The sequence below is a fragment of the Microcoleus sp. AT3-D2 genome (assembly GCF_036705715.1).
Taxonomy (GTDB): domain Bacteria; phylum Cyanobacteriota; class Cyanobacteriia; order Cyanobacteriales; family Microcoleaceae; genus Microcoleus.
Window position 1 is genome coordinate 33,721 of the sequence record NZ_JAUBVE010000035.1, and the last position, 18,906, is coordinate 52,626.

Here is an 18,906-nt window from a genome sequence, read left to right on the forward strand (position 1 = left end):
AATTTTATCTCCTTGCTTTTTCTTTAATTAGATAAATTTGCACGTTCATTTTTCGATTTTTCTCTTTTGGTTTTGCGAGCCAACAAGGTAAAATACTATTATCCTAGCATTTGCCCACCAAATTTTTCTCAGCCATTAAGTATTCCGGTATCCAGAATCTATATACCGACATGAGGATAGCTACAGCCAGAAAAATATCAACATCCTCTCCCATCTCTTCTGTGGGTAACAAGCAAAATAATTTATCAAATTCCTGTACATTAGCTTTGATGTTATCACAGTTATCTAAAAGTTCGTCCGGCTAAATGCAGTGAATTCCTCCTTCATCTTCATAAAAATATTATTTTTTAGTCAAGAAGTGTGACGGTTTTAGTTCTGCCATCAGATAATCTAGCTTGTGAAACTCTGCTTCCAAAATGATCGCGACGATATCTTCCCCGTCTTACTGTAAGAGAATTCGATCGCCCTTTAACATCACTCGTTTATTTATGGCGATCGCATTTTCCCGCAATTCCTCAACATTTAAACGAAAAAATCCCTCACCTGCGATCGCCCGTTTTCCCCCCGCAGCCTCACCCACAACAGAATTTTGGCAAGAATCCAGGGCGATCGGTAAAATTACAGGTACGATGGCTACGCCCCGGCTTGCGCCTACGAACTATTGTTAGCAGCATTAAATCCTTCAGTAATTAGTCATTTGCCAACAGTCACATAAATGTTGACAATATTGCACAATAGATAAAATTGTAAATATATAGCACCTGCGTTTTTTTGACCGCTTATGAATAGCAAATTCCTCGATCGCCTCCACCACCCCTCACGCCCCGTCATCGTCTTCGACGGCGCCATGGGAACCAACCTGCAAGTCCAAAACCTCACCGCAGAAGACTTTGGCGGCAAAGAATACGAAGGTTGCAACGAATATCTCGTCCACACCAAACCGGAAGCTGTCGCCAACGTGCACCGGGGATTCCTCGAAGCAGGGGCCGATGTCATCGAAACAGACACCTTCGGCGCTGCTTCCATCGTGCTCGCCGAGTACGATTTGGCAGACAAAGCATATTATCTCAACAAAACTGCCGCCGAACTCGCCAAGGGTATCGCCGCCGAATTTTCCACGCCAGAAAAACCTCGATTTGTCGCAGGATCGATCGGGCCAGGCACCAAATTGCCCACATTAGGACACATCGATTTCGACACACTCACCACCGCTTTTACCGAACAAGCAGAAGGACTTTATGACGGCGGCGTTGACTTATTTATTGTCGAAACTTGTCAAGATGTGCTGCAAATTAAATCAGCATTAAATGCCATTGAAGAAGTATTTAAGAAAAAAGGTGCGCGAATTCCGTTAATGGTATCAGTCACAATGGAAGCCACCGGCACAATGTTAGTCGGTTCCGACATCAGCGCCGCCCTAGCCATTTTGCAGCCGTACCCGATCGACATTTTAGGCCTCAACTGCGCCACCGGGCCCGATCGCATGGCCGAACATGTCAAATACCTTTCCGAACATTCGCCCTTCGTCGTTTCCTGCGTTCCCAACGCTGGTTTACCCGAAAACATCGGCGGCCACGCGCACTACAAACTCACGCCAATAGAATTAAAAATGGCCTTGATGCGCTTTGTCGAAGACTTAGGCGTGCAAGTCATCGGTGGCTGCTGCGGCACCCGCTACGATCACATCCGCGAACTATCAGAAATTGGCAAAACTCTTAAACCCAAAATCCGCGAAATTACTTGGGAACCTTCCGCCGCTTCAATTTACACCGCCCAACCCTACGAACAAGAGAATTCCTTCTTAATTGTCGGCGAAAGACTCAACGCCAGCGGTTCCAAAAAATGCCGCGATTTGCTAAACGCTGAAGACTGGGATGGTTTAGTCGCAATGGCCAGGGAACAAGTGCGAGAAGGCGCGCACATTCTTGATATCAACGTTGATTATGTCGGCCGCGACGGCGTGCGCGACATGAAAGAATTAGTGTCCCGGGTTGTGACTAATGCAACTCTCCCTTTAATGCTGGATTCCACAGAATGGGAAAAGATGGAAGCTGGCTTAAAAGTTGCGGGCGGCAAATGCTTGCTGAATTCCACTAACTACGAAGACGGAGAACCGCGTTTTTATCAAGTTTTGGAGTTGGCGAAAAAATACGGCGCGGGCATAGTTATTGGTACAATTGACGAAGACGGGATGGCAAGAACTGCTGACCAAAAATTTGCGATCGCCCAACGCGCATATAACGCCGCCGTCGCCTACGGAATTACCGCCGAGGAAATCTTTTTTGACACCCTAGCTTTGCCCATTTCCACCGGGATTGAAGAAGACAGAAAAAACGGCAAAGCTACCATCGAATCCATCCGCCGCATCCGCCAAGAACTGCCAGGTTGTCACGTAATTTTAGGAGTTTCTAACATTTCCTTCGGTTTGAATCCGGCGGCGCGGCAAGTTTTGAATTCCATGTTTTTGCACGAAGCGATGCAAGCCGGGATGGACTCGGCAATTGTCAGCCCGAATAAGATTTTGCCGATCGCCAAAATCGACCCCAAACACCAAGAAATCTGCCGTAAACTCATTTACGACGAACGGGAGTTTGACGGCGATATTTGCGTTTACGACCCCTTGGGCGACCTGACAACGGTGTTTGCGGGCAAAACTACCAAGCGCGATCGTACAGAAGACGCAAGCCTCCCGGTAGAAGAACGCCTCAAGCAGCACATCATCGACGGCGAACGCATTGGACTCGACATCCAACTCGCCAAAGCATTAGAAACCTATCCGCCCCTCCACATTATCAATACTTTCCTATTAGACGGGATGAAAGTAGTCGGAGAATTGTTTGGTTCTGGACAAATGCAACTGCCATTTGTATTGCAGTCAGCAGAAACCATGAAAGCGGCAGTTGCCTATTTAGAACCGTACATGGAAAAGTCCGAATCCGGCGACAACGCCAAAGGAACATTCATCATCGCTACTGTCAAAGGCGACGTTCACGACATCGGCAAAAACTTAGTTGATATTATCCTATCAAACAACGGCTACCGAGTGATAAACTTGGGTATTAAACAGTCAGTTGACAATATCATCGAAGCCTACGAAAAGCACAAAGCTGACTGTATTGCGATGAGTGGCTTGCTGGTAAAATCCACCGCATTTATGAAAGAAAATCTGGAAGTATTCAACCAGAAAGGAATCACGGTTCCGGTAATTTTGGGCGGCGCGGCTTTGACTCCCAAGTTTGTACATGAAGACTGCCAAAATACTTACCAAGGTAAAGTAATTTATGGCAAAGATGCGTTTTCTGACTTGCACTTTATGGAGAAACTCATGCCAGCCAAATCTGCGGGTAAATGGGAAGATTTGCAAGGATTTTTAGATGAAATAGGGCAGGATAATGGGGCGGTTAAAGAAGCTAAAGCTGCGCCAGAAACTTCTGTAGAAGATGCGAAGAAAGCAGACACTCCTGTGGTGATAGATACCAAGCGATCCGAAGCAGTTGCAGCAGATATCGATCGCCCGACTCCTCCTTTCTGGGGGACGAAACTGTTGCAGGGAGAAGAGATCCCCTTTGAGGAGATTTTCTGGCACTTAGATTTGCAAGCGTTAGTTGCCGGTCAGTGGCAGTTCCGCAAGCCAAAAGACCAATCGCGCGAAGAATACGATGCTTTCTTAGCTGAGAAAGTTTATCCCATATTGAAAGAGTGGAAACACAAAATTATCACCGAAAAGTTACTGCATCCGCAAGCAATTTACGGGTATTTTCCCTGTCAAGCTGAAGGCAATTCTTTGCATTTGTACGATCCGCAAATTATGAATGGCGGGCAAGATGTATCGACACCCGCTGCAACATTCACATTTCCCCGGCAAAAATCGGCGCGCAGGCTGTGCATTGCCGACTTCTTCGCCCCCAAAGAATCGGGTAAAATCGATGTATTTCCGATGCAAGTAGCGACAGTGGGAGAAATTGCTACAGAGTACGCGCAAAAGCTATTTGCTAACCATCAATATACCGACTATCTCTACTTTCACGGATTAGCGGTGCAGACGGCGGAAGCAATAGCAGAATGGACTCACGCGCGAATTCGGCGGGAATTGGGATTTGGTAGCGAAGAACCGGACAACATTCGCGATATGCTAGCGCAAAGATATCGCGGTTCGCGGTACAGTTTCGGCTATCCCGCTTGTCCGAACATGGCGGATCAGTACAAGCAACTGGAATTGTTAAAGTGCGATCGTATCAACCTCTACATGGATGAAAGCGAACAACTTTATCCCGAACAATCAACAACCGCAATTATCACCTATCACCCAGCCGCCAAATACTTCAGCGCTTAATTTATAGGGTGCGCTATAAGCACCTTTGTCTCGTTTTTCTCGTTCCTTCTCCTCGTTCCCAGGCTCTGCCTGGTAACGCAGATCCAGAGGCTCTGCCTCCATTTAACAACCAGGAGGCAGAGCCTCAAGAAATGCGTTCCCAGGTAGAACCTGGGAACGATAAAAAAAATAGTTCACGAATTAAACCAACAAAAAAGCACCTTAACAAAAGTGCTTTCATGAATATAAACTTTCCGTATCTGACGAAACTTTTACGAGTAATTCCGGGGAGTGCGAGCGCCGGCAGATGCTCCTACCATCGAAGCAACTAAACCCAATAGTGAGCCGAACAAAAACGACCAACCAGCTTTCGCAGCATTACCAGCAATATTGCGAGTATCCTGAGCAGTTACGTTAGGCGCTTGGTTCGGCAAATCGACCCCGCCCGGCTGCTGCGCTTGATTAATTGCTTCTCCCGCATTCGCAGCTATGACGCCAAAAGTACCGGCCACGCCATTTGCTAACAGCCAAGAGCCAATTGTTAAGGTCGTTGCCCACAAAATTGCTCCGTTCAAAAGCGCTGTGTTGCGATTCATCGGGCCGCAAGCGCGAGCAGTTACCCAACCGCCAACGGCCAAGCTAATTAACAAACTGATAATTGACCAAATTCCGACGCCGGCACCCACGTCCCCTGAAATAGTGCGCGGAGCTCCTGAACCAGCAATGCTGCTCAACCCGATCGCAGCGCCCAATGCACTTAACACCAGTTGTGTGCCGATCGCAATTACCAAACCTGAAAAAATCGGGCCCCAACGTACTCGATCGTGGTATTCCATCACTGAATTTACGACCACGGGTTCGGTACCAACGTTATCTACAGGTCTATTTACGTATGACATAGGTTTTTTTTTCCTCTGAGATTTGCTTTAATTTTTAACAATCTTTCACCTTAAGCATTGATTGTGGCTGAGATTGATAAAAACTATATCTGCCTGGGGAAATAACCAGTATCTATGTCTGAAGAAAGAAACAAAAAAGTCATCCGCCCCCAGCCACCCGCTATTAGCTAATGACTGATGACTGATGACTGATGACTGATAGCTATTTTATCCCGTTGGAAAAGTTCCCGGATGTATACAGGAAATGCGGACGTATACAGAAAAAACAGCTTAACGCAATCTTACAGCCGTTCCAACGGCAGTAATCAGCAGCAAAGCCCCGTTTGAGTCTACATTAATCGTGCCGGTGTCAACTTCCACCCCGATTACGGCATTGGCGCCGAGGCGCTGGGCCCGTTTTTCCAGTTCCGCGAGGGCATCTCGCTGTCCTTTGAGAAACACTTCCTCGTAACTGCCGGTGCGTCCGCCGATGATGTCGCGAATGCCCGCGAAGAAATCTCGCAGGGCATTGGTGCCGTAGACAATCTCAGCAGTTACAATTCCCAGATAAGATTGAATTTCTGCTCCTTGGATGATATCAGTTGTTGTTACAATCATCAGTTGGCCTCAATCGCGAAAATTTTGAGTGGGTCTTGTTCTGTAGATTTACTACATCTCGCCGCTCAAAAATTCCTGGTAAATCATAAGTTGTCAGCTTGGCAAGCTGACAGCAACTCGCTCTTCCATTCCACATACTCTTTGAAACACATGGCCGTGCACAAACAAAGTCTCTTGGTATTCAGTACGTTGCTAGTAGCAGGATTCGCTGTCGCAGCGCCGCAGATAGCGCTCTCAGCAGAAACAGTCGTTCAAGTCAACCCTCAAAATGATTCAAATTTAGATGCTCTGCTGCGACAAGGGCGCGAGTTTGTAGATGTAGGAGACTACAGTAGGGCGATCACCATTTATCAGGAAGCGGCACGTTTAGATACGGAAAACCCGCGCATTTTTTCTGGTATTGGCTATTTAGAAGCACGTCAAGGCAACTATCAAGCCTCAGTAGAATTTTACCAACAAGCGATCGGTCTGGAACCGAACAATGCTGACTTCCAATACGCCTTAGGATATGCTATGGCGAAGTTGCAAAACTATCCTGCAGCAGCCTCCGCTTACCGCCGCGCCGCTGCGCTCGATCGCAAAAATGTCAATGCCCGGATCGGTCTGGGAGTGGTACTCTTTCAGCAAAAAGATTACAGCGGTTCTTTTAAAGCATACCAAGAGGCGCTCGCCCTCGATCCGAAAAGTTGGCAAGCTTATTCTTCAATGGGTTTAGTATTGATCCAGCAGGGAAATTTTGCCAGTGCTGTCACCGTGCTTCTAGAAGCAGCCCAACTCGCTCCCAAACAAGCCGGTGTCCAATTAAAATTAGGCACTGCTTTGCTGCGTGCCGGCTATACTTCCGAAGGGCTAGCAGCTTTTGAAGAAGCTGCCAAATTGGAGCCTCGAAATCCAGAAGTGCAGCTAGAAATTGGCGAACTTCTCCAGACCCAAAAGGATTTCGACGGAGCGCTGGTAGCTTATCAGCGGGCTATTGTGGTGCGACCAAATTTAGTGGAAGCACACGCAGGAATCGGGGAAATTCAACTGGAAAAACAAGATTTTTTAGGAGCTATTGCCACTTTTAAGCGAGTGATCAGGCTCGATCCAGACCGGGCAGAAGCTTATTACAATATGGGTACGGCACTCAAAGCACGCGATCGCAAATCCGAAGCAATTGAAGCTTTTCAACAAGCCCTCGACACTTACCGTCAGCAAGGCAACAATGATGGTGTACAAAAAGCTGAGGCTGCGCTCCAGCAACTAAAGTAATCTGTCTCAATGTACTAATAGGTAATTGGCTAGCAGTTTTGAGTGTGGAGTAAGTAATTTTCCTAGGGTTTAACTCCTTCCACTCGCCGTTTTGCAAGGACAAAAGCAATCTCAAAACTGTTTCTATTGCCTATTTTCTATGCCCCCTTTCCTCTTTCTTCTTCCTTCTTACTTCGTTTCCTTAAGTTTTTAATTTAATGCAGATAAATGTGGCTAAATAGAGTATAATATTGGCGCGATTGGAGAAGGGTGAGCGCTCTGTAAATTTAAAAAGAAATAAGGGCGCTCGCACAACAGACTTTTGTCAAAGCTCCATCTTTTGTAATATGCTGAAAAGGCTTACTAACAATGAATCTATTTCTATTGGTAGAGACGACCAAGTTGTTAACATTTGTAAAATAAGCAAAATATCCTATCCCTAGAACTTCGTCTATTATGCAAACGTATGATGTCATTATCATAGGCGCAGGTCACAACGGACTCGTCTGTGCGTCTTATCTGCTGAAAGCTGGATATACAGTCCTCTTGTTAGAAAAACGTTCAGTTCCCGGCGGCGCGGCAACTACTGAAGCTGCGATTCCCGAATTGCCGGACTTTAAATTCAATATGTGCGCGATCGACCACGAATTTATCCATTTAGGGCCAGTTGTAGAAGAATTAGAACTGGAAAAACACGGTTTAGAATATCTTTTCTGCGATCCAGTTGCCTTTTGTCCGCATCCCGACGGAAAATATTTCTTAGCGCACAAATCTGTAGAAAAAACTTGTGCTGAAATTGCCCGCTACAGCGAGCGCGATGCTAAAAAATATGCCGAATATACAGACTTTTGGCAGCGGGCTTTAGGTGCAATGGTTCCGATGTTTAATGCCCCACCAAAATCTCTCATAGATATTGCAGGCAACTACGATATTGCAAAGATCAAAGATTTATTGTCAGTCATCGGTTCACCCGACAAAACGCTGGACTTTATTCGCACGATGCTCACCAGCGCTGAAGACCTTCTCAACGAGTGGTTTGACGAGGAATTTATCAAAGCACCCCTAGCAAGATTCGCCGCAGAACTCGGCGCGCCTCCTTCGCAAAAAACCCTTGCTGTAGGCGCAATTATGCTGGCAATGAGACACAATCCCGGCATGGCAAGACCGCGCGGAGGGACGGGTGCATTAGTGCAAGCGCTGCTTAATGTAGTGAAAAAATACTCGGGTGTGGTACTTACCGACCAGCACGTAGAGAAAATATTAGTTGATGATGGTCGCGCTGTGGGAGTTCGAGTTGCCAACGGCACGGAATACCGCGCTACAAAAGGTGTCATTTCTAATATTGATGCTAAGCGCTTGTTTCTGCACTTAATGGACTCCAGCGATGTTGACAGTGCCGACCCGGATTTGCGGGAAAGATTAGAGCGCAAAATTGTTAACAACAACGAGACTATTCTCAAAATAGACTTAGCTCTCAATGAAGCGCCTAGATTCGAGCGCTGGAATCATAGGGACGAATATTTAATCGGTTCTGTGTTGATTGCAGACTCGGTGAGACACGTTGAAATTTCTCACAGCGACCCTTCAATCGGCAGAATCCCCGACTCTGACCCATCGATGTATGTAGTGTTTCCGACGGTACTAGACCCGTCAATGGCTCCCCCCGGACATCATACGGCTTGGATTGAATTTTTTGCTCCTTACATGATCGAAAATGCTGAAGGAACCGGCCAGCACGGTACGGGTTGGACGGATGAGCTTAAAAACAAAGTTGCCGATCGCTGTATTGATAAATTAGCAGAATACGCGCCAAATATCAAAAATGCAATTATCGGCCGCCACGTGGAAAGTCCGGCGGAATTGGGAGAGCGTTTGGGGGCTTTGAAGGGAAATTATTATCATGTTGATATGACGCTAGATCAGATGATATTTTTCCGTCCTTTACCGGAGTTGGCGAATTACAAAACGCCGATAGACGGTTTGTTTCTGACGGGGGCGGGAACGCATCCGGGTGGATCGATTTCGGGTATGCCGGGACGCAATACCGCTCGCGTTTTCATGCACTCGCAGCAGCCTTTCGCCCAGACTTTCGCAGATGCGGCTAATACTCTGAAATCGACGGCTAAGTCGGTATTTCGGAGTAATGAGAAGTAAGATTTTTAGCAACCGCAGATGAACGCAGATAAACGCAGATGAATCACATCTGCGTTTGTTTGTGTTAATTTATTCCCTGTGCCAGTATTTCTTTTGCTTGATGCCGCATCAAAGGAAAACGAAGCGCGATCGCATTCAATACTTTATCTAAATCTGGGGCATCTTTGGCAATATTTGGCGCTGGCTCGCGTTCCGTCAAATCTGTTAAAATAGTTAAAATGTGCTGAGCAAAATCTTCATCAGCCTTATCCAACAAATCCACTAGCTTCGCGATATCTTCTTTCGCGCCTAACCAGTACCTTGCACCCATTAACTCAGCTTTTACTGATAAAGGAAATTCCGAGTTTAGATAGTTTTCAAGTTTTGGCAATAGCTGCGGCGTACCTAAAAGCCCGATCGAGTTAGCAGCATAACATCTAACAGCTTCATCCTCATTAGTATCCAGCAGTGAAAGTTCGAGAGTGTTTATGGCTTGAGATTTTCCTAAATACCCGAGAGTTTCTGCTGCTGATGCGCGAACTAGCGCTGAAGGATCTTTTCTCAGCAAATATTCTATAGATTCAACTGCTGGGGTATAATCAATATCTCCAAGAGCCTCCACGGCTTCAGACCTCACCAGTTCTTCTTCGTCGTCCAGCAAGTTCATTAATGCAGGGCCAACTGTCTCTACTTCCTGGCTTCCCAGATAACCCAATGCTTCTGCTGCGGTGAATCGGATAGCTGCATCTGGTGACTTCAGCAACCTCATTATTTTCGGTGCAGCCTCATAAACTTCTGCATCAACTAGATCGAGAATTGCTCCGGCTTGCCTAGTTGGTTCGTCTGAATCGCAATCATCCAGAAGCAGTTCAATACTTTGCTTGTTCATAATTTTAACCTGCTCTAATTTAATCTTTTTATCGGTGGCGACTGCGACGCTTTTTTTTAGCTTTTTGAGTTGTTTTTATTTTCTGAATTTTAACTTTGTCATCATTGCGCTCAGCATTTTCCATAAGTATTTTCAGCGCTTCACCCATTGATGCTACTGACCCATATTGCATGAGTTGCTGAGCTTCTTTTAAAATCCCCGTGTCAGCGACGTTGCCTTCAGAAGTCATGTTTCTGTTTTGCCATAGTGTTTAAATACTAAAAATAATAAGTAAAATGCCGCTCGCCCATTGAGGCATCCTCAAACCTAGCGCGTTCGACTGACTTTTATTGTAGCATAACGGGAAAATTCCTAATCTTTGAAAACTCGCTTTGTTAACCAGACAGTTGTTAAACCAAAGGCTTGTTTGACTAGAACAATACTGGTGAACTGACTGTAGGGCATGGTTGTATGGGAGAATTGCTGGGCCCGGGATCGCCTGCGGATGCCCGGGATCTCGCCCTTGATGCCTAATATTACCGCAAATTCATCCTTTGTGCAGATGGAAATTATGCCTGAATATAGAAAAACTTATATTAGCCTTACCCTTTTTTGAGCGATGACAAACCGAGTGTTGATTGTCGGCGGGCGGGGACGAATTGGCAGCAGCGTTGCCCAAGACCTCGTTACCCATACCGACGCAGAAATTACTGTTACCGGACGCAACTCTGAAGCCTCTATTGGGCCTGGATTGCCGCCGGATCGGGTGCAGTACCAAACTTTTGATTTAGCAGACAGTGCAGCCCTGCAAAAAGCTGTTTCAGAGTCTAATCTTGTCGTTCACTGTGCGGGGCCTTTTCACTACCGAGACGCCGGCGTGCTGAAAACTTGCATCGAAGCAGGTGTTAATTATACTGATGTCAGTGACAGCCGCAGTTTTACTCGCAGAGCTTTAGAATTGCGCGAAGCAGCTAAAAATGCTGGGATTACTGCTATTATTAACACGGGGATTTTCCCCGGTGTGTCTAACAGCATGGTGCGCCGAGATGTGGAGCAATTAGATGAAGCAGAACACATCCATTTGAGTTATGTAGTCGGAGGTTCTGGCGGCGCTGGCGTTACCGTCATGAGAACTACTTTTTTAGGTTTGCAAACTCCTTTTGATGTTTGGGCCGATCGCCAGTGGCAGCAAGTAAAACCCTACAGCGATCGCGAAACAATTGAATTTCCCGCACCCTATGGCAAAACAGGGGTTTACTGGTTCGATATGCCGGAAGCAATCACTTTGCCCGAAACTTTCCCCGTCAAATCAGTGGTGACTAAATTCGGTACGTCTCCCGACCTTTACAATCACCTTACCTGGTTTGTTGCCAAGTATTGGCCGACTAGCTGGCTCAAAAATAACTCCGTGATTGAATTTCTCTCCTACGTCAGTTACGGAATGACCAGTGTTACTAATAGTTTTAGTGGGGTTGGTGTGGCAGTGCGATCGCAAGTGACCGGTCTCAAAAACGGTCAACCCGCTAAAGTTTCCTCGACAGCGATACACCCCAGTGCTGCCGTCGCTACGGGCATCGGTACTGGCAGCATAGCTCAATTAATGTTAGAAGGAAAACTGGAAAAACCCGGAGTTTGGTCGGTCGAACAAGCTCTTTCTACTGAGCTATTTGAACGAGCTATGCAGAACAGAAAACTAGACATAGAGCAGGTTTTTTTGTAGTTAGTAGGTTATTTTTAGCAATTTAAAATGTTGGGAAATGGGATTTTTGCCCGAACTGCGAAGACGCAAAAGACGCGCCGAAATAGAAGAGTCAGGGGCTTCGTAATTGATGAGAAAACCCCTAGATAGGGTTCCTCGCAGGAATTGCGATCGCCCCTGATAGGAGATGAGTTCCGCTTGTCTAACTAATCTATCTTTTGGTAGAAGTAATAATAACAAGCAGGCGCTTAAGATATTGGAGGTCACGGGAAACATCCCTTTTGGCTCGCTCTAGATGCGGTAGCTGCGACAAAGATTGCGCTTGAACCAAGGTTGTCAATGTGCGATCGCAGTTAAGGGGCGACAAACACCATAATTTTTGCGGAAAAATACGAGGAGAAGTTGATATGAAGCGGGTTTTAAAAGCTCTCGGACAAAGATTGAGCCAAAGCATTTTGCTGGTCTGTACCCTGGCGTTCATTGGTCTGCTAAGTCTAGCGATAGTACCTAGTCAGGCTGCTTACGCAGGTCAAGACAGAACTCAGGCGCCGCCAGAAGCTAAAATTACTGACCCCGCAGAAAGTTTCGAGGATCTGAATCCCCAAGCAGCTTACGAAGAAATAGTCAAAACCTCTCAAAATCCTGCAAAGGTCGAGAAAGCTTACGACGAAAGCTTAAAGGAGTACAAGGGAGAACACCCGCAAGAAGGCATAGTTCAAAAAGCTGAAGATTTGATCGAAAAGGTAACGGGCAACTAATAAATCAAGAGATTTATATCTAACTCAAGTTGCTGGTAAATACACAGCTTCCGTGAGTAAACAATTGAGCCGAACTCAGAACTCACTTGAACATAATTATCTAGGGTGCGCCTCGGCGCACCTGATCGCTTTATAGTAGCGTGTAAAACTACTTTTTGAGTCCAGAACTATTTTTTCGTTTCCCTGCTCTTTAAGCTAGCAGATTCATCCTCAAGGAAGATGAATAGATATGAGTTTAAAAGGTAAATTTAATAAGAGTTACAGTTAGATAAAAGGAAAAAAATATCATGAGCGATGACAAAAAAACGGTACATGAACCTGATGCTAACCTAGACCCGATTTCCGGGGAAAAGGGAGCTCATCCAGTCGCAACGGGTATTGGTGCGGCGGGTGCGGGTGCTGCAGGTGCTGCGATCGGCGGTGCCATCGGCGGGCCTGTAGGAGCAGTGGTAGGCGCTGTGGTGGGTTCGTTTGGCGGCGGTTTAGTGGGCAAAGGTGTGGGCGAGGCGATCGACCCCACGGTAGAAGAGGCTTACTGGCAAAGCAACTACAGTTCCCGTCCTTACGTGGACACTAGCGCGACTTACGAAGACTATCAGCCTGCATACCGCACGGGTTATGAAGGATACAGTCGCTATGGCGCTACGGGTAAGAAATACCACGAGATCGAAGACGATTTGCGGCGCGACTACGAAACAAATCGCGGTAAGTCTAAAGTGACTTGGGAAAAAGCTCAGCCCGCCACGCGCGACGCTTGGGATCGGGTGGAACGCGCTGTACCCCGCGACATTGACAAAGAGCGCCGCTAAGGGCTTACGCCAAGTATTTTTCAGTCTTGGACGCACACAAACTCAAGCGTTCCGGTTATTTTTAGCCGGGTACCGGAATGGAGGGAAGTGTTTGATAAAAAAAAACCCGGCTGCTGCGTCTTGGACTGTTGTTGATAGGTGGCACAGTTTTTAACGCGAGTTTAGCGAAGTTTTTGGGGATTTTCAGCCCCTCTCTACATCGGAGAGGGTATTTTTATGCTCCGTTAAAATCGCATTTTTCCGCACGATTTTTATTTCACAGGGCTGTTCGCTGTGAGAACTCGCTATAGACGTAGAGCCTTTGCTGTGCGTGAGTTTCGCACTCCTAAAAAATGCTTTTTACAAAATCGGGATGCTTCCGTTTGAGATTAACATTTTTTTTTAACTATTAGCCTTAAAATTAAACTTATTCAGGACTGAGGCATCGATCGCATATTTCTGTCATTGTTCGCGATGCGCTTTCTTCAATCGCAGCCGGATCGTAAAGCGTCGGTTGCTTCAAGTCGGATAATTGTTAATCTAAATCCTCTCATTCAAAATTGGTATTACTTGTGGATGAAATGTTGGAAAGAGCTTGGACACTCAAGCAAAATTTAATTGACTTTGTGCTGGATGCTGAGGGAGAGTTGGCGGTAGCTTTGGAAGCTTATGCTGCAGCTCGATCGACCGGCGAGCGCTACGATATTGCTCAGCAAAATCAAGTGATTGACAGTTTTACCATCGAAGGTAAAGTCGGAGACAAAACGCCGATCGACCTATTTGTCGAAAGTCAGCCGGATTTAACCGAGAGCGATCGTAGCTTGCTCGAAAGTTGGGAGCACAGAAGCTTCACTGGCTTATTTGAAATCACTCAAGTTTCCCCCGACAGGTTTGAACTGATGAACTGGCTGACGGCTAAGCACTACGTTGTCAAGCCCAACAGTCCTAATTTTCTTGCAGAAATGTCTCGCTTTAAGTTAGGAGAAATCTTGCTGGCTCGGATTTCTCCCCTTACCGATGACTGGTGGGTACTTTCGAGCTCTCCCATCCTGAAGGGGAAATTGGGTAAGCCGAAGTTGGCGGTGGCGATCGGCAATTTCAAGCAAAATCACAAACAGAACCTGTACAGCGATGCGCCGGAATTGTTAGAGCAAGCTTGGGATTCGGTAGAAAAGTACCACGAAGATTTTACCGAATTTTTTGGCAGCGAGGAAGTTACGCTATCGGGATATCACCTGAATAAACAGTTGGCTGAATTTCAGGAATTTATCACTAAAAAACGCCTAGCTGATATCGGCATTGATGAAAATAAATCTCTGGCGGATATCGTTGAAGATGCCGGAGTCGATCGAGAAGAAGTCAAAGCAGCCGCCATCGCCGCAGCAGGTGCTGATGCTAAAGCAGTTGAGGTAATGCTCGACAGCAATGCTAGTTCAAAAATGGTAATGCCGAAAGTCGAATTGCCCGATCGCTTCAAGAAAGCCGAACAGGTGACAGCACTTTCTCATCCTCGCTGGGGACAAACCTTTTTGTCTACTTACGCTCAATTTACTGCACTGCTAGCAGCCGAAGACTTTTCAACCGTTCCCGGTTACGAAAAGCTAGTGCGTAACTATCTCGAAGATCCTGCAATTAATGTCTGGATTTGGCAACGGTTAGCTAAAGTTAATCCAGCGAAATTAGAACAAGTTTTGCAAACTGTATTGGAACGTACAGACTTTCATATCGATCGCGATTTAGATGCCTTGCTGCAAGAGTTTAAAAAACCCTTAGAACCCGAACTCCCGGAAATTGCCAGCGTTCCCGTGCACCTGCACAACTTATTTCAGGAAGCTTTAGGCGAAGTTAATAAGTCAAAGTCTAAACCGCAGGAGAAAAAGAAAAGCTCTAAAGGCTTTAAATCCTAAGCAACCGAGTTTGTGGCATACTCACAGCTAACTGTGAGCTTATTGCCCGGTAATATCACTCAAATAGCTTTGCAGTCAGGACTTTAGTTTTTCTTCACCGCGATCGAAAAAACTGAAGTCCTCACTACAAACACTTTTTTTAATCTTCAACTTGTCGGACAGCCATGCGTTGCAGCGGCAGGCTGAGTATGCTAGAAGCAGTTAACAAGTAAGAAAGAACAGTAGTCAGCTTTAAACTGAGCAATAACCAGCTATCCTCTTGTAGGTGAAGTTTCAGCCCGAAAAAAGAGATGCAGTACACTATCCAGTAAGTAAAGCTCATCTTGATTAGAATTTCTTCGCTCAAAGTGCGAGCGTCCGTTGGCTGCGAGTTGCGATTATCACCCAGCAGGACTAGACCCGCAATAGAAGCCACAAAAGAAACCATAACGAGATAGTCATGCCAGTTAAGCTCAACCATTTCTAAACTCCGCTTTTATCCGAATTTTTGGAATCAGACATCAGTCTAAAGGATAAGTTTTCCCGGTCAAAGCAATAGTTACAAATTGAAACAGCCGCAGTTACAAATCGCAATGAAAATCAACCGCAACCACCAGCCACAGGCTCGTTTAGTCAGTCGCAAAGGACAATTGCCCTTAAATATTGTCAAGTTGGGAGTACCGCGCCTGCATTTTGCCGACCTCTACCACAGGCTACTAACTCTTTCTTGGCCGCGATTTTTCATCCTGATTTGTCTCTCCTATACAGTCACAAATTCTTTATTTGCCTTAGCTTACTTGGCGGGAGGAGATTGCATTGCTAACGCGCGGCCGGGTTCTTTCCAAGATGCTTTTTATTTCAGCGTGCAAACAATGGCGACGATCGGCTACGGCGCTATGTATCCGCGCACGGATTACGCTAATACTCTAGTCGCGATCCAAGCACTTTTTGCTTTGTGGGGAGTGGCGATGGTGACGGGACTGGCTTTTTCGAGATTTTCCAGACCAACAGCTAGAGTTATCTTCAGCCGCGTAGCTGTGATCGCTCCTTTCAACGGCGTTCCGACTCTGATGTACCGCACGGCAAATCAGCGTTTCAACCAAATTTTAGAAGCGCAGCAGCGAGCTACTTTGATCCGTGACGAGGTAACACCGGAAGGAGAATTTATGCGGCGTTTTTACGATTTGCAATTGGTGCGAAGTCACTCTCCGGTTTTTGCCTTAACTTGGACGGTTATGCACGCAATTGAGGAGAGCAGTCCTTTGTACCAACTTACTGCCAAAGACTTGATGGATCAGCAAGCGGAAATTGTAATTACGTTAACAGGAATTGACGAAACAGTTTCGCAAACTATTCACGCGCGACATTCTTTTGTGGCATCTGAAATTATGTGGAATATGCGGTTTGTAGATATTTTTTTGAAATCGGCGACGGGAGGGCGGGTGGTTGATTATACTCGGTTTCACGATGTGAAGCCTGTTGAATGAAAGTTTTAAGTTACATTGTTCTCGGGTTTGGTGTGCAGTCCGCTAGGACTGGTAATTAAATATATTGAATACAATTTGGGATGGTAAGTGCTAGAATAGTTTGAAGATTGACAAAACCTATATTTTTTTTACTACTTAGTACGAATAACGAATATGACACTAAAAGAATTACAACCGCAACTCCTTGCATTAACTTCCGAAGAAAAAGCTCAAGCTATACAATTACTAGCTCAAAGTTTAAGCAATTTTTGGTCGGGAATTCAAAAGACTCCTGGTGTAATGGGTGGCGAAGCCTGTATCAGACAAACGCGGATTCCTGTTTGGCTGTTGATAAGTTATCGGCGTCAAGGTGCTAGCGATGCTCATATTTTAGAAGGTCATCCCGATCTCAGTGCTGCCGATTTAGTAAATGGTTTTGCTTATGCTGAGGCACACGTTGATGAGATAGACCGAGCAATTAGAGAACAAGAAGAGGCATAAGCTGTGGCGCGTATTTATGCAGATGAACAATACCCTCTTCCGGTCGTAAAACTACTGCGTAATTTGGGGCATGATGTCCTTACAGTTCAAGAAGCGGGGAATGCCAATCAAAAGATTCCTGATGAAGAAGTTCTAGCTTTTGCTGTTAGCACGAATCGCGCAATTGTGACACTAAACCGACCAGATTTTATTCGACTGCAGCAGGTTAAGTTCTGACCATAATGGGATTATTGTATGCACGAGCGATCAAAATTGGCAGCGGCTGGCTGCGCGGATTAATGAGGCTATTTCTAATCTGGAAACTTTGAGAGGTATGCTGATTCGAGTTAACCGTCCGTCGGACTGAATATAAGTGATAGAATACATCGAGTCTGAAATTAACTTATACTATGCGAATAATTCATACTGCTGACTGGCATTTAGGGCGACGTTTTCGAGGGATCGATCGCACTTCCGAAATTGCGATCGCCCTCGAACAGATTTTGAAGCAAGCAAAAGCCTTGGATGTCGATGCTGTGCTCGTTGCCGGCGACATTTTCGACGTGCCCAACCCCACCGCTTACGCCGAACGCATTGCTTATAACTTTTTCTGCGAACTCCAAGCTGCAGGAATTCCCGCAATTGCGATCGCCGGTAATCACGATTCGGCATCCCGCATCGACAGCATCGCGCAATTGCTTTCCCTCGCCGGTGTTCGCGCTTTAGGCAAACCCAGGCTTTCCGCAGACGGCGGCACGATTACTCTCAATACAAAAAGCGGTAAACTTTGTGTGGGAGCAATGCCTTTTGCTTCTGAACAAAGACTGTTAGATGCTAATTCTCTGTGGCAGTCTGGCGATGCCGATCGCCGCAAAGATTACCGCGAAATCGTAGCATATTTAATCGAAGATTTAACCAGGGATTTTAGAGACAATACTGTCAATATTCTCATGGGACATATGAGCATTGACGGCGCTCGATTGGCAAAATCGGAAGTCGCTTATTACACGCGAGAAAAATACCTGCTGTCAGCGCAAACTCTGCCCCCGGAAGCTCAGTATGTTGCCCTCGGGCACATCCACATTCACCAGCGGATTTCTGAGACTTCTCCCGCTTATTATTCCGGTTCTTTGATTCAGTTAGATTTTGGAGAAGCGGAACAGGAAAAAGGATTTTGCTTGATAGAAGTTGAGCCGGGAAGTCAGGCCAAGGTGGAATTTAAGCCTGTGGCTTGCCACAAGCCCTTAAAAGTGCTTAAATGTCATAACGACAATCTTGATGAAACTTTACAAGCTCATCAGTATCATCCGGGTTTCTTGAAAGTAATTGTCGAACTGGACAGTCCGCAAATCGGACTTGCCGATCGAGTGCGTCAAATTTGTTCTCAAGCGCTGTTAATTGAACCGCGCTATCCAGATGCAGCGCTAGAAGCAACAGAAATAACTAATATCGATCCCAATAATTTCGATCCGGCAGCAGAGTTTTGCAACTATTATCAAAACCGCTTGGGAACGACACCGAAACCTGCAGTATTGGAGGAATTTCAAAACTTGTACAAGAAGTTTAAAGAAACAGTTAATAATTAAATGGGTAAAAAGATACAATCTACACTCTCAAATTTCACATAGTTTTTAACTGGTTCCCAGGCTCCGTCTGGGAACCAATATCCAGAGGCTCTGCCTCGCGCTTAAATAGGAAAATTCGAGGCAGAGCCTCCGGATCTGTTTTACCAGGCAGAGCCTGGTAAAGAGTAACAATCTAAAACCCCAAAACCCAAAATCTAAAATCAG

The 18,906-nt window shown here is 45.9% G+C and carries 17 protein-coding genes; 11 read left to right on the forward strand and 6 right to left on the reverse strand.

Features of this window, described 5'->3' with window-relative positions; all coding sequences use genetic code 11:
- Positions 1–442: 442 nt before the first annotated feature.
- Positions 443–580, reverse strand: a complete 138-nt coding sequence (locus tag QUB44_RS16225) for a hypothetical protein (protein ID WP_333369247.1) — start codon at positions 578–580, stop codon at positions 443–445.
- A gap of 201 nt (positions 581–781) precedes the next feature.
- On the opposite strand from QUB44_RS16225, the gene metH reads away from it, so the two are divergent.
- Positions 782–4,333 carry a methionine synthase gene (gene metH, locus QUB44_RS16230; RefSeq protein ID WP_333369249.1) on the forward strand — a complete coding sequence of 1,184 codons (3,552 nt, stop codon included), beginning with the start codon at positions 782–784 and terminating at the stop codon, positions 4,331–4,333.
- A 251-nt stretch (positions 4,334–4,584) separates the two neighbouring features.
- On the opposite strand, the gene QUB44_RS16235 is transcribed toward metH, so the two are convergent.
- Both QUB44_RS16235 and QUB44_RS16240 read right to left on the reverse strand, forming a co-directional pair.
- A complete protein-coding gene (locus QUB44_RS16235; RefSeq protein ID WP_333369251.1) occupies positions 4,585–5,211 on the reverse strand; it encodes a hypothetical protein in 627 nt (208 codons plus the stop codon).
- A gap of 270 nt (positions 5,212–5,481) precedes the next feature.
- Positions 5,482–5,808 (reverse strand): YbjQ family protein, encoded by a 327-nt coding sequence (locus tag QUB44_RS16240; RefSeq protein WP_333369253.1) that lies wholly within the window; start codon positions 5,806–5,808, stop codon positions 5,482–5,484.
- A 90-nt stretch (positions 5,809–5,898) separates the two neighbouring features.
- On the opposite strand from QUB44_RS16240, the gene QUB44_RS16245 reads away from it, so the two are divergent.
- Together QUB44_RS16245 and crtO are read left to right on the forward strand one after the other, a co-directional pair.
- Positions 5,899–7,059, forward strand: a complete 1,161-nt coding sequence (locus tag QUB44_RS16245; protein WP_333369255.1) for a tetratricopeptide repeat protein — start codon at positions 5,899–5,901, stop codon at positions 7,057–7,059.
- A gap of 435 nt (positions 7,060–7,494) precedes the next feature.
- Positions 7,495–9,192, forward strand: a complete 1,698-nt coding sequence (crtO, locus tag QUB44_RS16250; RefSeq protein WP_333369257.1) for a beta-carotene ketolase CrtO — start codon at positions 7,495–7,497, stop codon at positions 9,190–9,192.
- Between the two features lie 64 nt (positions 9,193–9,256).
- On the opposite strand, the gene QUB44_RS16255 is transcribed toward crtO, so the two are convergent.
- Positions 9,257–10,060, reverse strand: a complete 804-nt coding sequence (locus tag QUB44_RS16255; RefSeq protein ID WP_333369259.1) for a HEAT repeat domain-containing protein — start codon at positions 10,058–10,060, stop codon at positions 9,257–9,259.
- A 28-nt stretch (positions 10,061–10,088) separates the two neighbouring features.
- On the reverse strand, positions 10,089–10,289 hold the full coding sequence (locus QUB44_RS16260) for a polymorphic toxin type 34 domain-containing protein (RefSeq protein WP_333369261.1): 201 nt from the start codon (positions 10,287–10,289) through the stop codon (positions 10,089–10,091).
- Between the two features lie 369 nt (positions 10,290–10,658).
- Between QUB44_RS16260 and QUB44_RS16265 the strand changes: the two genes are divergently transcribed.
- From QUB44_RS16265 to QUB44_RS16280, 4 genes are all read left to right on the forward strand, one after another.
- Positions 10,659–11,759: a saccharopine dehydrogenase NADP-binding domain-containing protein gene (locus tag QUB44_RS16265; protein WP_333369263.1), complete on the forward strand. Its 1,101-nt coding sequence runs from the start codon at positions 10,659–10,661 to the stop codon at positions 11,757–11,759.
- Between the two features lie 386 nt (positions 11,760–12,145).
- On the forward strand, positions 12,146–12,496 hold the full coding sequence (locus tag QUB44_RS16270; protein WP_333369265.1) for a hypothetical protein: 351 nt from the start codon (positions 12,146–12,148) through the stop codon (positions 12,494–12,496).
- 287 nt (positions 12,497–12,783) lie between these two features.
- On the forward strand, positions 12,784–13,305 hold the full coding sequence (locus QUB44_RS16275) for a hypothetical protein (protein WP_333369267.1): 522 nt from the start codon (positions 12,784–12,786) through the stop codon (positions 13,303–13,305).
- Between the two features lie 551 nt (positions 13,306–13,856).
- Positions 13,857–15,191 carry a hypothetical protein gene (locus QUB44_RS16280; RefSeq protein ID WP_333369288.1) on the forward strand — a complete coding sequence of 445 codons (1,335 nt, stop codon included), beginning with the start codon at positions 13,857–13,859 and terminating at the stop codon, positions 15,189–15,191.
- A gap of 139 nt (positions 15,192–15,330) precedes the next feature.
- On the opposite strand, the gene QUB44_RS16285 is transcribed toward QUB44_RS16280, so the two are convergent.
- Complete coding sequence (locus tag QUB44_RS16285) at positions 15,331–15,651, reverse strand: hypothetical protein (protein ID WP_333369269.1); 321 nt, start codon at positions 15,649–15,651, stop codon at positions 15,331–15,333.
- A gap of 112 nt (positions 15,652–15,763) precedes the next feature.
- Between QUB44_RS16285 and QUB44_RS16290 the strand changes: the two genes are divergently transcribed.
- The 4 genes from QUB44_RS16290 (at position 15,764) to QUB44_RS16305 (ending at position 18,702) form a co-directional block, all read left to right on the forward strand.
- Positions 15,764–16,657, forward strand: coding sequence for an ion channel (locus tag QUB44_RS16290; protein ID WP_333369272.1), 894 nt, complete (start codon positions 15,764–15,766; stop codon positions 16,655–16,657).
- A gap of 153 nt (positions 16,658–16,810) precedes the next feature.
- Positions 16,811–17,137 (forward strand): DUF433 domain-containing protein, encoded by a 327-nt coding sequence (locus tag QUB44_RS16295; RefSeq protein ID WP_333039227.1) that lies wholly within the window; start codon positions 16,811–16,813, stop codon positions 17,135–17,137.
- Between the two features lie 3 nt (positions 17,138–17,140).
- Entirely contained in the window at positions 17,141–17,353 is a 213-nt protein-coding gene (locus tag QUB44_RS31180; protein ID WP_445299900.1) for a DUF5615 family PIN-like protein, read from the forward strand.
- 173 nt (positions 17,354–17,526) lie between these two features.
- Positions 17,527–18,702, forward strand: coding sequence for an exonuclease SbcCD subunit D (locus QUB44_RS16305; RefSeq protein WP_333369274.1), 1,176 nt, complete (start codon positions 17,527–17,529; stop codon positions 18,700–18,702).
- Positions 18,703–18,906 lie beyond the last annotated feature (204 nt).

What these genes read in the sequence shown, in the direction of transcription:
- QUB44_RS16295 (WP_333039227.1), top strand. Translation starts at nt 16,811, where the DNA reads ATGACACTAAAAGAATTACAACCGCAACTCCTTGCATTAACTTCCGAA.
- QUB44_RS16290 (WP_333369272.1), top strand. Translation starts at nt 15,764, where the DNA reads ATGAAAATCAACCGCAACCACCAGCCACAGGCTCGTTTAGTCAGTCGC.
- QUB44_RS16270 (WP_333369265.1), top strand. Translation starts at nt 12,146, where the DNA reads ATGAAGCGGGTTTTAAAAGCTCTCGGACAAAGATTGAGCCAAAGCATT.
- QUB44_RS16285 (WP_333369269.1), bottom strand. Translation starts at nt 15,651, where the DNA reads ATGGTTGAGCTTAACTGGCATGACTATCTCGTTATGGTTTCTTTTGTG.
- QUB44_RS16305 (WP_333369274.1), top strand. Translation starts at nt 17,527, where the DNA reads ATGCGAATAATTCATACTGCTGACTGGCATTTAGGGCGACGTTTTCGA.
- QUB44_RS16275 (WP_333369267.1), top strand. Translation starts at nt 12,784, where the DNA reads ATGAGCGATGACAAAAAAACGGTACATGAACCTGATGCTAACCTAGAC.
- QUB44_RS16240 (WP_333369253.1), bottom strand. Translation starts at nt 5,808, where the DNA reads ATGATTGTAACAACAACTGATATCATCCAAGGAGCAGAAATTCAATCT.
- QUB44_RS16235 (WP_333369251.1), bottom strand. Translation starts at nt 5,211, where the DNA reads ATGTCATACGTAAATAGACCTGTAGATAACGTTGGTACCGAACCCGTG.
- metH (WP_333369249.1), top strand. Translation starts at nt 782, where the DNA reads ATGAATAGCAAATTCCTCGATCGCCTCCACCACCCCTCACGCCCCGTC.
- QUB44_RS16260 (WP_333369261.1), bottom strand. Translation starts at nt 10,289, where the DNA reads ATGACTTCTGAAGGCAACGTCGCTGACACGGGGATTTTAAAAGAAGCT.
- crtO (WP_333369257.1), top strand. Translation starts at nt 7,495, where the DNA reads ATGCAAACGTATGATGTCATTATCATAGGCGCAGGTCACAACGGACTC.
- QUB44_RS16265 (WP_333369263.1), top strand. Translation starts at nt 10,659, where the DNA reads ATGACAAACCGAGTGTTGATTGTCGGCGGGCGGGGACGAATTGGCAGC.
- QUB44_RS16255 (WP_333369259.1), bottom strand. Translation starts at nt 10,060, where the DNA reads ATGAACAAGCAAAGTATTGAACTGCTTCTGGATGATTGCGATTCAGAC.